The 13,647-nt window shown below is 70.2% G+C and carries 12 protein-coding genes; 10 read left to right on the top strand and 2 right to left on the bottom strand.

Annotation, left to right across the window (positions count from 1 at the left end; translation table 11 throughout):
* Positions 1 to 3: 3 nt before the first annotated feature.
* A complete protein-coding gene (locus ACQEVM_RS32610; protein ID WP_433084978.1) occupies positions 4 to 1,716 on the top strand; it encodes a bifunctional 3'-5' exonuclease/DNA polymerase in 1,713 nt (570 codons plus the stop codon).
* Positions 1,717 to 1,849: 133 nt separating this feature from the next.
* On the opposite strand, the gene ACQEVM_RS32615 is transcribed toward ACQEVM_RS32610, so the two are convergent.
* Positions 1,850 to 2,350, bottom strand: a complete 501-nt coding sequence (locus ACQEVM_RS32615; protein ID WP_433084980.1) for an N-acetyltransferase family protein — start codon at positions 2,348 to 2,350, stop codon at positions 1,850 to 1,852.
* 1,092 nt (positions 2,351 to 3,442) lie between these two features.
* Here ACQEVM_RS32615 and ACQEVM_RS32620 point away from each other — a divergent pair.
* Positions 3,443 to 4,378 (top strand): DUF5655 domain-containing protein, encoded by a 936-nt coding sequence (locus tag ACQEVM_RS32620; protein WP_433084982.1) that lies wholly within the window; start codon positions 3,443 to 3,445, stop codon positions 4,376 to 4,378.
* A 96-nt stretch (positions 4,379 to 4,474) separates the two neighbouring features.
* On the opposite strand, the gene ACQEVM_RS32625 is transcribed toward ACQEVM_RS32620, so the two are convergent.
* Positions 4,475 to 5,221, bottom strand: coding sequence for a DNA-methyltransferase (locus ACQEVM_RS32625; RefSeq protein WP_433084984.1), 747 nt, complete (start codon positions 5,219 to 5,221; stop codon positions 4,475 to 4,477).
* Between the two features lie 578 nt (positions 5,222 to 5,799).
* On the opposite strand from ACQEVM_RS32625, the gene ACQEVM_RS32630 reads away from it, so the two are divergent.
* The 8 genes from ACQEVM_RS32630 (at position 5,800) to ACQEVM_RS32665 (ending at position 13,585) form a co-directional block, all read left to right on the top strand.
* Positions 5,800 to 6,945: a C40 family peptidase gene (locus ACQEVM_RS32630; protein WP_433084986.1), complete on the top strand. Its 1,146-nt coding sequence runs from the start codon at positions 5,800 to 5,802 to the stop codon at positions 6,943 to 6,945.
* Positions 6,946 to 7,032: 87 nt separating this feature from the next.
* The gene (locus tag ACQEVM_RS32635) at positions 7,033 to 7,341 is read left to right on the top strand and encodes a DUF6112 family protein (protein ID WP_433084988.1); all 309 of its coding nucleotides are present in this window, start codon (positions 7,033 to 7,035) and stop codon (positions 7,339 to 7,341) included.
* On the top strand, positions 7,341 to 8,030 hold the full coding sequence (locus ACQEVM_RS32640) for a hypothetical protein (protein WP_433084990.1): 690 nt from the start codon (positions 7,341 to 7,343) through the stop codon (positions 8,028 to 8,030). The genes ACQEVM_RS32635 and ACQEVM_RS32640 overlap by 1 nt, the downstream gene beginning before the upstream one ends.
* 27 nt (positions 8,031 to 8,057) lie before the next feature.
* Entirely contained in the window at positions 8,058 to 9,446 is a 1,389-nt protein-coding gene (locus ACQEVM_RS32645; protein WP_433084992.1) for an SCO6881 family protein, read from the top strand.
* Between the two features lie 143 nt (positions 9,447 to 9,589).
* On the top strand, positions 9,590 to 11,062 hold the full coding sequence (locus ACQEVM_RS32650; RefSeq protein WP_266805317.1) for an SCO6880 family protein: 1,473 nt from the start codon (positions 9,590 to 9,592) through the stop codon (positions 11,060 to 11,062).
* A 34-nt stretch (positions 11,063 to 11,096) separates the two neighbouring features.
* The gene (locus ACQEVM_RS32655; RefSeq protein ID WP_359461424.1) at positions 11,097 to 11,549 is read left to right on the top strand and encodes a DUF6238 family protein; all 453 of its coding nucleotides are present in this window, start codon (positions 11,097 to 11,099) and stop codon (positions 11,547 to 11,549) included.
* Between the two features lie 26 nt (positions 11,550 to 11,575).
* Entirely contained in the window at positions 11,576 to 13,081 is a 1,506-nt protein-coding gene (locus ACQEVM_RS32660) for an ATP-binding protein (RefSeq protein ID WP_359461422.1), read from the top strand.
* A gap of 33 nt (positions 13,082 to 13,114) precedes the next feature.
* Positions 13,115 to 13,585, top strand: coding sequence for a hypothetical protein (locus ACQEVM_RS32665; protein ID WP_433084995.1), 471 nt, complete (start codon positions 13,115 to 13,117; stop codon positions 13,583 to 13,585).
* Positions 13,586 to 13,647: the final 62 nt, after the last annotated feature.

Below are 13,647 nucleotides of genomic sequence, written 5' to 3' on the forward strand. Positions count from 1 at the left end.
GACATGACCGACCGCACCGCCCGCTGGGCCCTCGCCGAGGACGGCGACGGCTGGTGGCACGCCGCCCCCGTCCCGCCCGGCGAGGGCGGCGGCGGCGGGACACTGACGGCCGGGGCGTCGGCGGTGCGCGTGCGGCAGGTCGCCGAGGCCGTACGGGCGGCGCCGGACGGCACCCGATGGGTATGGCGGTCCACCGCCGCCGTGTATCCGCGCCTGCTCGCCGCCGGGATCCGCATCGAACGGTGCTACGACATCGAGAACGCCGAACTGCTGCTGCTCCGCCACGAGGGCCGCTTCGGCGAGCCCCGCTCGGCCGCCGCCGCCTGGGCACGGCTGGAGGGTCGGCCCGTTCCACCGGATCCCCCGCAGCGGGCCGCCGAACCCGGTGCCCAGGACTCCCTCTTCGACCCGCAGCCCGCCCCGGTCCCCCTGGACGCCCTGCTCGCCGTCCACGCCGACCAGGTGGAACGGCACGACGCCACCGCCCACCCCGACCGGATGCGGCTGCTCACCACGGCCGAGTCGGCCGCGTTCCTGGTGGCCGCCGAGATGCACCGCTCCGGGCTCCCCTGGCGGGCCGACACGCACCGCGCCCTGCTCACCGAGCTGCTCGGCGAGCGGTACGCGGGCAGCGGGCAGCCCCGCCGACTCGCCGAGCTGGCCGACGAGGTATCGGCCGCGTTCGGTCGCCGGGTACGCCCCGATCTGCCCGCCGACGTCATCAAGGCCTTCGCCGAGACCGGGGTCAAGCTCAAGTCCACCCGACGCTGGGAGATCCAGGAGCTGGACCACCCGGCCGTGAAACCGCTGGTCGAGTTCAAGAAGCTGTACCGGATCCACACCGCCCACGGCTGGTCCTGGCTGGCGGACTGGGTCCACGACGGCCGCTTCCGCCCCGAGTTCATCCCCGGAGGCACCCTGACCGGCCGGTGGGTCACCAACGGCGGCGGGGCCCTGCAGATCCCCAAGGTGATCCGGCGCGCCGTCGTCGCGGACCCCGGCTGGCGGCTCGTCGTCGCGGACGCCGACCAGATGGAGCCCCGGGTGCTGGCCGCGATCTCCCGCGACCCGGCGTTCATGGAGGTCGCGGGCCGTCCCGAGGACCTCTACACGGCGATCTCCCGGCAGGGCTTCTCCGGGGACCGGGACATGGCCAAACTGGCCGTCCTCGGCGCGGTGTACGGCCAGACCTCGGGTGACGGCCTCAAGAACCTGGCCGCCCTCCGGCGCCGCTTCCCCCGCGCCGTGGCGTACGTGGACGACGCCGCCCGAGCCGGCGAGGAGGGGCGGCTCGTACGGACCTGGCTCGGCCGGACCTGCCCGCCTCCGGTATCCGCCACCGACTCGGACCCGGACGGCGAGGCAGGCGTACCGCAGGACCGGGACGACGGCTGGACCCCGAGCTACGCCTCCACCAACACCCGTGCGCGCGGCCGGTTCACCCGGAACTTCGTCGTCCAGGGCAGTGCGGCGGATTGGGCGCTGCTGCTGCTCGCGGCGCTTCGGCAGTCCATCGCCACCGCCGGAATGCGGGCCGAGCTGGTGTTCTTCCAGCACGACGAGGTCATCGTGCACTGCCCCGCGGAGGAGGCCGAGGCCGTCGCGCAGGCCATCCGCGCGGCCGGTGACCGGGCCGGGCGGATCGCCTTCGGCGACACGCCGGTCCGGTTCCCGTTCACCACGGCGATCGTGGAGTGTTACGCCGACGCGAAGTGAGCGCCCCGGCGCGGCGACCGTGTGACGCGGTGGCCACGCCGGGATGTTTCACGTGAAACACCGCCGGCCCGCAGGGCGTTCGGGACGTGGGGCGTACCGAGCCTGGGCGCACCGGTTCGGGAGCGGAAGCGGGTCAGTCGAGGCCGTGGAAGTAGACGTGGAACGCGTCGCGTTCGAAGCCCTCCGACTCGTACAGCCCCTGGGCGACGTGGTTGTCGTAGGCGGTCTCCAACTGCACTCCGGCGACCCCGGCCTCGGCCGCGCGGCGCAGGACCTCGCGCAGCAGTGCCCGGCCCGCGCCGGTACGCCGGCCGGCCGGGGCGACGTACAGGTCGTACAGGATCCAGATGGGCCGCATGGAGAGCGAGGAGAAGCTGCGGTAGACCTGGGCGAAGCCGACCGTTCCGATCTCCGGGACCTCGGCGAGCAGGACGAGCGACTCGTCCTTGCGGATGCGTTCGGCGAGGAAGGCACGCGGCTGGTCGGGGTCCTCGACGGTCACCTCGTAGAAGTCCAGGTAGCCGCGGAACAGCTCGGCGGCGATCGGGAGGTCCGCCTCGCCCGCGACGCGCAGAACGACCCCGGGGCCTTCCTGCGGGGACCGGGTGGCGTGCTCCGCCGGCTGACCGTGCATCTCTGTTCTCCCTCGTCCGTTCCTCGCGGACGACCCTAGTCCGCAGGCCGCCACAGGGCCGCGTCGCCCTGCCCACCTCATGTCCCCCAGGGAGGACACACGGGTGGGCAGGGTGGGCGAGAGCGGCATCACGATGACCGCACCCACGCCCGGGACGGCCCGCACGACGATCAGCTCGCCGACCCCGCCGCGACGGCCGTCGCGGCCGGAGCCCGACGAAGACCGGCCGCCCTGCGACGAACTCCCGGCGCCGGGCGGCACGTTCGCCGAGCGCCACACCGAAGGACGGGGCGGAGACGGCCGGACGCTCCACGCCGCACGGAGCACCATGGGGGAGTTCGATCAACCAGGCTCGGCGCCGAGGAGACCGCCGAGACCGTACGGCGACAGGCGCGGGACCGCTCACGCGTCGAACGCCCTCCGGAAAAAGCAAAACCCCCAGGTCACGGCGAGTGAGTCCTGAGGGTTCTACAGAGCCGCCTTCGGGATTCGAACCCGAGACCTACGCATTACGAGACCGTGAGCGTTCGTGCTGCGTGGTGCTTGGTCGTGCCGCCGAGTGACGTTTCGCCTGATCAGAGTACGTGCGGTTGGTTGGTCTGTGCTTCCCCGTGTTACCTCGTCCAAAGGCGTCCGGCCACCGGCTGGCCACCGATGACGACAACTAGGGTCGCCACACGGGTTGTAGATCCTCCACAGTGCCTCCTGCGGCTGCCCCGTTCCCGCGAAGTCGCTCCCCATGATGGTTCCCACCGTAGTCGGCGCAGAACGCCTCCTTGGGAGTGATACCCGAACCGCGGTTCGCGTCCGCAGCCCGCTCAGCACCACAGTCGGTCTCTGCCAGCCGTCGGCGCGGGTCAGAGGCTAGTCCTTCAGCCTCGCTCCAGAGGCAATGTGCCTGAACGCGGCGATCCTCGCATTCGCTCTGGTAGGGCCGGGCAGCCGCTGGAGCGGTGCCAGAACCCTAGTTACCCTGCGTGACGCGACGCCAGGGTCGTGGGCCGTCCCAAGGGCAGGGGTGCCGCCTGCCTGGAATACCGCTCTGGCCGTTTCGATTGCTTCTCTTGTACCGATCAAGGGAGGGGGACGGTGATGGCCGAGCTGATGATGTTCCGGCGAGACGCGGGCGGGCGCGACGTCGAGCTGCCCGGTTCGACGGTGGCGCTGGAGGTCGAACTGCAGCGGCGGGTCGAGGCCGGCCTGGAGGCGATGCTCGGCATCCGGTTCCTGGCGTCGGAGTACCCGACCGGTCCGTGGCACCGGGGCAGGATCGACACCCTCGGGCTGGACGAGAACGGCAGCCCGGTAGTGATCGAGTTCAAAAAAGGCTCCGACAGCGGGGTGCTGTCGCAGGCCGTCTTCTATCTGTCCTGGCTGGAGTCAGCGCACCACGAGTTCGAGGCGCTCGTGCGGAAGGTGCTGGGGGCGGAGGCCGCCGAGTCGGTCGACTGGCGTCGACCGCGGATGGTCTGCATCGCGGCCGGTTTCTCCCACCACGACCGCGTGGCCGTGCAGCGGCTGCCCGAGCGGATCGACTTGGTGCGCTACCGCGTCTTCGAGGGCGATCTGCTGAGCCTTTTGCTCGTGGACTCCTCACCAGGTTCGGCCAACGCTGCTTCGTCTCGGCGAACCCGGGAGCGGGACACGGCAGCCATCGGCGTGCCCTCGGTCCCGGCGACTTCCGCGCCGGCGGGCGCGGGTCTCGTTCCGGCGTGCCTGCGCGACCTGTACGCGGAGTTGGACGACGCACTCACGGCGTGGGGCGAGGTCGAGGTGGCCCCGCTCAGGCACTACATCGCTTACCGGCGGCTGGTGAACGTCGCCTCCGTGATCTTTCGTCCGAAGCACGAGGCGATCCTGGTCTATCTCAGACTCGACCCGGACACGGTCGAGCTGGAGGAGGGCTTCACCCGGGACATGCGCGGCATCGGCCACCTTGGGACCGGGGACCTGGAGGTACGCCTCGCTGCGGCAGCCGACCTGGAGAAGGCAGCCCCGTTGATCCGGCGGGCATTCGAGGCGGCTTGACGCAAACAGAAGGGCGGCTGGAGCATCGGTAACTCGATACTCCAGCCGCCCTTTGGCGTCTGCGGGGCGCGGACCCCGGGCTCCCCGCTCTCATGCTCATGCCTCCGGACCGGCCAGCTCGAAGTCGTCCTTTGTCAGTTCGGCGCGCAGCCGCTCCTCGGCGACATCGGCGTAGTGCGCGGACAGCTCGACGCCCACGAAGCGGCGGCCCTCTCGCAGGGCTGCGACTCCCGTGGAGCCGCTGCCCGTGAAGGGGTCGAGCACGGTGCCGCCCTCGGGGCAGACCTGGACGAGCTGCTGCATGACCTCGACCGGCTTCTGGGTGATGTGGACGCGGCCCTTGCGGGGCTGGGAGGCGATGTAATGACCCGGCAGGTAGAGGTCGCGGGTGTTGTCGAGGGATCCCTTGACGCCCCAGACGATGAACTCCGAGTCCTGCTTCGGCCCGCCCTTGCGGGGCCGGCTGGAGGGCTTGATCCACGGGATGGTGCCACTCCAGGTCCACCCCGCCATCTGCAGGGCGTCCGAGGTGGTCGGTTCCTGGCGCCAGTCGGTGAAGACCATGGCGACCGCGTGCTCGGTCGAGGCCCGGTACGACTCGGTGAGCAGCTCGGTCAGCCAGGAGCGGTAGGAACGCTGGTCGCGGTTCTCTCCGGGGAAGTTCTGCAGGTCATGCGCACTGTTGCTGGTGACGTACTTGGCTCGCGCGGTGCGACCGGTGCGGTCCGAGCTGGTACGTCCGCCGGAGTTGTACGGCGGGTCTGTGATCACGGCGTTGACGCTCTCGTCCGGGAGGGTCTTCAGCACGGTGAGGGCATCGCCTCGGTGCAGCGTGTAGCTCATGTGCAGGGCCTCTTTCAGGGCACGGTGGGACTGAACCCGCTCCGGACGTCGCTCAACAGCGGTCGTTTCGAGCGGGGTTGCGCCGGAGGTTAATCGCGAATTCCGGCCGCACCTAACGAGCCGTGTCTCTGTCCGAGGCCGAGCCCGAGAGCCATTTGGCGCGGCCGGAATCCGGGTCTACTGTCTCGCCATGTCACCGGGGCAGAGCAGCGCTTAATCCTCGCTGACCTGTGCTTATCTGTGTTGTCTCGTCCAAATTGGCAGCACGGCAGGCTCGTTAGCCCTTCGTCCGAGAAGCCGTTAGGAGAACCGGTGTTCTGCCTGAGATTACGAGCGCGGCTGGCTGCCGCGCTTGACCCGAGACCGGCGTCCGGGAGCTACCAACTCCACTGACCCGGGCCCGCCCTGAGAGGCGGATTCACATCGGCGCGGTGCCGACGGCTTTGCACGAGAAGTCGGCACCGCGCCTCCTACGGACCACGAGGAGCCGCTGCGATGCAGCATGCCCTGACACCCCCACGCCCCGACCCAACACCGCTGTCCGTCGGCCACCGCCGAACCGGTGAACGGCAGCGGCGATGAAGAAGACCACCGGAGCCGTCGTCGGTCTCTTCGCATCCGGTCCGCTGCTGCTGGCCGTTCCCATCCTCGCCATCGGGGCAGGTACGGCTTCGGCCTCCTGCTCGACCGGCGGTGCACAGTCTGTGGATACCGCTGCCGTTGCTTCACAGGTGAAGGCCATCCTGGACGGTGGCGACAAGGGCGCGGTCTCCGTCGCGGGGCTTGATGATCCTGCCGACCAGGTCCCCAACGCGAAGACGATCCAGGCCACCGGCGTCGCGATGAGCATTCCGGCCCGAGGGCAAGTCGTGGCCCTGGCAACCGCGCTACAGGAAAGCGGCCTCCGGAACCTGACCTACGGCGACCGTGATTCGCTGGGACTGTTCCAGCAGCGGCCGTCGCAGGGATGGGGCACGGCGAACGAGATCCTCGATCCGGTGCACGCCTCGACCAAGTTCTACGAGGGGCTGCAGAAGGTCTCGGGCTGGGAGTCCCTGTCCGTCACCCAGGCTGCTCAGGCCGTACAGCGGTCAGGGTTCCCGGAGGCGTATGCCAAGTGGGAGCCGCTGGCCACCGCCTTGCAGAAGGCCATCGCCCCCCTGCTGTCGAAGTCCGGCGGTGGGTCGCCGAGCCCTTCTCCGTCTGGCTCTGCTGACACCGACACCGCTTCATCAGATACCGCGGGCGCTTGTACGGCCGACGGGGACGGAACCGACTTCGGAACCATCCCTCCGGGCGCCGTGCCGGCGGAGTACAAGATCCCAGCCGATGCTCCGGCGAAGGTCCAGACAGCGATTCGCTGGGCCCTCGGCCAGCTCAAAACGCCGTACCAGTGGGGTGGGAGCTGCACCGACTCCCATGGGCCCGACCCCATGGGTCGGTGCGACTGCTCCTCCCTCATGCAGCAGGCGTACAAGGCCGCCGGAGTCACCCTGACGCGTACGACGTACACGCAGGTCAAGGAGGGCAAGGCGACGTCGGCCGACGCCCTCAAGCCGGGTGACCTCGTCTTCACCGAAGGAACGTCCGAAGTCCCCGAGCACGTAGGGATGTTCATCGGCCAGGGCTTGATCGTCAACGCCCCGCACACCGGTGATGTGGTGCGTATCGCGACCCTTGCGTCCTGGAAGTCGCAGATTCTCGCGGCCCGCCGAGTCGTCTGACCGGCGCTTGTCCCTCCCCCCTCCCTCTCGCACCGCCGCTCCGCCCTCTCGGGCTTCAGCGTGCAATAAATCGAACTGGAGTTCGCAATGTATCTCGCCGACAAGGTCATCCAGCTCGCCTACGACCCCGGAATCAAGCCGAACGAGGGCGGGCTTCCTGGCCTCGCCGTCCTCAAGCAGGTGATGGGTTCCCTCAACCTCTTCGGGATCATCGCCGTGGTCGGCGCGCTCGCCGTCAGCGCGGGCGTGTGGGCGTGGGGCCACCACTCCGGTGGCCACCAGGCCGAGGCCAACGGCAAGAAGGGTGTGCTGGTCAGCGCTGGCGCGGCCCTTCTGCTGGGCGCCGCGAACGGCGTGGTCGCGTTCTTCAGCACGCTGGGGACGCAGGTCCACTGATGCCCTCCCACTCCTCGAACCCCGGCGGCGCATCTCGCGTGCGCCGCCGGGCGCTGCTCGGCACCGCCGCTCTGGTGGTGCTCGTCGCCCTCGCCGGCCTTGCCGCCTACCTCACCCGCGACGGCAGGGGCTCCTCCAAAGCTGCGGCCCCAGCCGCGAGTTCGCCCTCTCCTTCCTCCTCGGTCACTTCGCCGTCCGGATCGCCCTCGCCGAGGTCGCACCCTCACTCCCTCCCGACTCCACCGGGCACCCACGATCCGATCGCGTTCGGGAAGGCAGCCGCCGAAGCGTTGTGGTCGTACGACACCCGCGCGTACTCCCAGGCAGAGCTGCTGACCGCCCTGCATGGGTGGTTGACCACCGAGACCAAGTACGCCGATCCCGCCTCGGTCGACGCGATCGTTCCCTCGCCCGTGCTGTGGAAGGAAATGGCCGCCAACGACCAGTTCGCCACCGCCAAGGTCAACGAGGGTCACTTCCCGAACTCGTTCACCCAGGCCCTTCAGGCGAATCCCGGAACGATCACGCAGGCGTACGTCTACGCCGTGACCGTCTCCGGCAAGCAGTCGATCGCTTGGAAGGGCTCGTCTGCCGGTGGTGCGGAGAACCGCGTCACCACCCTCGCGGTCCAGTGCCGCCCTTCCCACCCGTGTGCCCTGGCCGGCGTCATGCCGTCCGTCGCGCCCTGACCACCTACCCAGAAAGGAGGTATCGCCATGGGAGTCTGCGACTTTCCGCTGATGGACAAGGTGTGCGGTGCTGTCGACTTCGCCACCAACCCCGCCGGGGCCGTCACCGACGGCATCGGAGCATGGATCGCGAAGTCGGCGGGCGAACTGGCAGCCAGCGCTGCGGATCTCGCCGCGAAGGCCGTCAACCAGACCACCGCCATCGATCTCAACGCCGGATGGTTCAGGGACAACTACGAACTCCTGCTACCCATCGGGCTCGCCCTGACCGTCGGCACGTTCTGCATCCAGTTGATGTTCGCGGCCTGGCGGCGTGACGAACGCGCCCTCGCTCAGGCAGCCATCGGCACTATGACGGGCATCCTCTTCAGCTTCTGCGCCATCGCTTTCACCACCGTCGCCATCACCGTGGTCGACGCCCTGTCCGACGGCCTGTTCCAAGCGGCCAACAGCTCAGTCGACGATGCGATCCGCCGTGTGGTGAAGGTCAACGAACTGGGGGCGATGTACGGCCTAGGCTGGGGTGTCCCAGCCCTGGTCGCCCTAGGATGCGCGATCGGCGCGTTCATGTACTGGGGCGTCATGGTCGCCCGCAAGGTCGGCGTCCTGGTGCTGGTCGCTCTCGCCGTCTTCGCCGGAGCCGGAGGAGGCTGGGAGGTCGCCAAGCGGTGGCGACGCGGCTGGATCGAGGCCACCGCCACCCTGGTCGTCTCGAAACTTCTGATGACCGTTGTCTTCCTCATCGGCGTCTCAGCGATGGGCAAGTCCGACGCCCACGACGGCATGGCCGCGCTGTCCGACGCGATGGCAGGCATCGTCGTGATGGTGCTGGTCCTGCTGTGCCCGTACGCCACGTACAAGTTCGTCCACTGGGCCAGCGACGGCGGCGGCCACGACGACCTCCACCGCACCGGCGTCGCAGGCATGGCGGTCGCCGCAGGAGCTGCCAAGACCGCGGGCAGCTTGGCGATGCAGGCCAGCACCGGTACCCCGGCACCGCAGGGGCCCAGCCAGGTCCCCGGCGCGGGCAGCGACGGTGTCGCCTCCGGCATCAGCCCCTCCGGCGGCACCCTCAGCAAGGAGGGCATCGACTCCGGACCGCCCAAGCCGCAGACCAGCTTCCGGTACGGCGAAGACCCGAACGCCTCCGGCGACAAGGGTCGGGCCCTGATCCAGCGCCCCGGTATCCCGCCGCTCATCAACCGACCCGACGAGGGCGAATCGGGAGGCGCCGAAGGAGAAGCGGGCGGCCAGTTCGTTGCCGCTCAGGCTGGAGGCGGCAACATGACCCGCGCTGGCGCCGCGCCGCCGCCGGCCCCCGCTGCAGCGCCGCCGTCCTCCACGGGGCCTTCGGCAACCGGTTCCCCGACACCGACGAACTGGGTGTATCCCAGCCAGTCGCCGTCGGATTCCTGACACATCACATCCGGGGGCGGGCTGTTACGGCAGCCCGCCCCCCGCGCCCCGCGCAACCGATCCCCAGAAACGAGCCCCGCCATGACCTCCAGAAGAGCGTCGCGCGCCCCGCCCCCGCCCGCTCCCACCGTCTGGAACCCACCATGTCCAACAAGCACCAGGCCGAAGCCACCACGGCCAGCGTCAAATTTCCTCACCGCTCGCGGCGCGGCATCCTGCTCGGCCTGACCGCCTCGCAGTTGATCGTTGTCAGCCTCACCGGTCTTCTTCTGCTCGCCGTGATCCTCACCCGCGGCGTGGTCGGCGCCCTCGAACTCATTCCGGTCTGGGCGGCCATCGCCCTCCTCGTGTTCGTCCGCTACCGGGGCCGCGCCCTGGCCGACTGGGCTCCGATCGTCACCCGGTACGCCCTGCGCCGCATGCGGGGCCAGTTGGTCTGGCTCACCCGGCCTTCCCGCCGCCCGATCCGTGAAGGTCTGCTTCACCTGCCCGGCACAGCGGCGAGCCTGCGCGTGGTCACCGCTCCCGACCGTCGATACGGCGCGGTCCACAACCCCCACACCGGCACCCTGACCGCCGTCGTCAAGGTCTCCTCCCGCGCCTACGCGCTGCTCGACCCGGGCACCCAGAACGCCAACGTCAACGGATGGGGACGTGCGCTGGCCGCACTCGCCCGCACGGGCCAGGTCGCCCGGATCCAGGTGATCGAGCGCACCGTTCCGGACTCCGGCGACGCGCTGCGCCGGTACTGGGAGGAGCACGGCCAGCCGCATGCCCCCATGGCGGGTGCGATCTACAGCGAGCTGATCCAGAGCGCCGGCCCTGCTGCTGCACCGCACGAGGCGTACGTCGCGGTGTCCCTGGACGCCAAGGCCGCACGACGGCTGATCAACCAGGCCGGTGGTGGCCTCACCGGTTCCTTCAGTGTCCTGGCACAGCTCACCTCGACCTTCGATCAGGCCGCGCGAACGGCCGGACTCAACCCCACCGGCTGGCTCACCGCCCGCGAGATCGCGGCCGTCGTGCGCACCGCGTACGACCCCAAGGCCCTTGCAACGCTTGACCGTTGGTCCACGGCGGGGCATCCCGAGGCTGATCCTGCTGCTGCTGGTCCGGTCGTGGTGGTCGAGAAGGCCGACCACATCGCGACCGACTCGGCCGTGCACGCCACGTACTGGGTGGAGAACTGGCCCCGCACCGAAACGTCGGCCGGCTTCCTGCACCAGCTCCTGTTCACCGCCGGGGTCCGGCGCACGCTGTCGCTGTCGTACGAGCCGAAGGGACTGGACGCAGCCCTGCGCGACGTCCAGCGGAAGAAGTCCAGCGTGATCGCCGACGCTGCCGAGCGAGCCCGGCGGGGCCAGGTCGACTCCGAGGCGGACTCGATCGAGTACCAGGACATCAAGTCCCGGGAGCGCCAGCTCATCGCGGGCCACGCGGATGTCGCCCTGACCGGGCTGCTGACCGTCTCGGCCGACTCGGAGGACGAACTCCGCTCCGCCTGCGCGGTCGTGGAGACCGCGGCCGTCGGCGCCCAGCTCGACCTCCGGCCGCTCACCTGGCAGCAGGCCGAAGCGTTCACGGTCGCCGCCATGCCGCTCGCCCTCGCCGCCTGATGCCGGCCCTCCCTCCCTCTGAAAGAGCACCCCCATGTCCCGCACCGCCAGCCCGCCCGCGCAGGACTTCGTGCCCTTCGCCACCGCCGCGCTCGACTTCCACCGCTCGCTCAATATTCCAGGCGGCCCCCTTGTCACCACCCGGGCCGAACTGGACACCCTGCACGCCCACCTCGTCTCGCTGCACGGCCTGCTCGACGCGCATGCCGCCCGCACCGGCCAGCTCGTGCCGGTCGAAGGTGACCAGCTTCGCGCCACCCGCACCCGGATCTGGCAGGCCGCCGATCACATCCACGCCGCGTACCACGCAGCACCCCGGCCGGACTCCGGCGAGGTGCCCGAACGCGAGGGATGCCAGGCGGGCCTGCCCGAGGGGGCACCAGAGCTGACCATCTGCCAGCGCCACCAGCGCACTGCGCACCTGGTGCGCCGCCGCACCACCCCGGCCGACCTGCACTCGCCCTTCACGGGCCTCGTCCGCCGCTGACACGCCTTCCGTCTGGAGAAACGTTCATGCCCCGCACCCGCGCCAGCGCCTCCCACCTGTTCGTCCCCCGCAAGGCATCACGCGCCGAGCAGCGTGCCGCCCGCGAGGGCTTCGCCGAGGCCCGCCGCCAGGCCCGCCGCGCCGGAGCCCCGCCGAAGCACCGCGCCGAGGAGCACCTCGACCCGGAACTGCGGCCGATCTACCCGCCCTCCGGACGCCCCGGTCCCTCCTCGGCTCGGGGCGGCAAGCTCAGCCTCCCCGCCCACCGCATGACCACCGCAACTGTCAGCGGCGCCTATCCGTTTCTCGCCGAGGGCGGCCTGGGCGCCGAGGGGATCTTCATCGGACGTGACGTACACGCGGAGGCGGCGTTCTGCTACGACCCGTTCTCGCTGTACAGCAGCGGGCGGATCGAGGGCTTCACCAATCCGAACGCCGTCCTGGCCGGGATCATCGGCATGGGCAAGTCCGCGCTGGCCAAGTCGATAGCCACCCGGGCGATTGCCCACGGCTACCGCATCTACGTGCCCTGCGATCCCAAGGGAGAGTGGACGGCCGTCGCCCAGGCCCTCGGCGGCTACAGCATCGCGCTCGGGCCGGGGCTTCCGGGTCGGCTGAACCCTTTGGATGCTCCGGCCCGGCCCGCTTCGGTGAGCGAGGGCGACTGGTCGACCGAGGTCCGCAAGCGCCGCCTCCTTCTCCTGGCGGCCCTGGCGCGCACCGTGCTGAAGCGCGATCTCCTGCCGATGGAACACACCGCCCTGGACCTCGCTCTCGACCTGGTGGTCGCCGAGGCCGACGCCGGGGGCACGGTGCCGCTGCTCGGCGAGATCGCGCACGCCCTCGGCTCGCCCGAGCGCCTCGACCGGGCCCTCGGCGACCAGGCCGGACATATGGGACCGGCCGCACAGGACCTCGCGCACGCCCTTCGCCGACTGGTCCACGGCGATCTGAGCGGCATGTTCGACGCCCCCTCGACGGTGGCCTTCGACCCGACCACGCCGATGCTGTCCATCGACCTTTCCCGCCTCGGCGGCTCCGGCGACGACACCGCCTTGGTGCTGGCAATGACCTGCGCGTCGGCGTGGATGGAGTCCGCGCTCGCCGACCCGGACGGAGGCCGGCGCTGGGTGATCTACGACGAGGCGTGGCGGGTGATGCGGCACGTCGGCCTGCTGGAGCGCATGCAGTCGCAGTGGAAGCTCTCTCGCGGGCTTGGCATCGCGAACCTGATGGTCATCCACCGCCTCAGCGACTTGCTCAGCGCAGGCGATGCCGGCTCGCGCGGCCGGGTGCTGGCCGAGGGCCTGCTGGCCGACTGCTCCACTCGCATCATCTACCGGCAGGAACCCGACCAGCTCGCTGCTGCCGCTTCGCTGCTCGGCCTGACCGGCGTCGAGACCCAGGCGGTGTCCGCCCTGACCAAGGGCCGGGGCCTGTGGAAGGTCGCGGGCCGGAGCTTCATCACCCAGCACATCCTGCACCCCGCCGAGCGAGAGCTGTTCGACACCGACGCCCGAATGTCGGCCTAGCTCAACTGGCCTATAGATAAAGGGAGTTGAGCAATGTCGTCAACCGTACCGCGACCAGACCTCCGAGGCTACGGGGGAGGCGCCGCCTCGGGCCTGAGCCCGCGCACCGCGGCATCGGCCAGCAACTGGATCGACCGCCTTGCCGCCGGCCATCCCGAGGAGTTCGCCGGGCTGTTCCACGAGGCACTCACGGACGACCTTGGCGCGGTGGCCCGGCTGCACCAGCTCCTCGAAACCGCTTCGGAGTGGTGCCGCACACACGAAGCCCGTGACAGCGCCTCCGAGTTGGACGCCCTGGCGGAACGCCTGACCGATCTTGGCGAGGAGCTGCACCTCGTGGGGGAGGGCCTGGACGACGAGATCCACTCCCGCTCCCGACGACCGGCAGCGGCGGCTCGCGTCTCCCCGGCCGTGGCACTCAGCGGGCTTCCCGGCGATCGGCAAATCCCGGCCCCTGCCCCCATGCCGCCCTCCGCCGTCCGCGCACTGCCGCGCTCGCGATGAGTAAAGGCACAAGCACACGAAGCAAGAAGGATCTACCGTGCCCGAAATATCCGCACCCCATG

This window comes from Streptomyces sp. CA-243310, assembly GCF_050936775.1.
GTDB lineage: Bacteria > Actinomycetota > Actinomycetes > Streptomycetales > Streptomycetaceae > Streptomyces.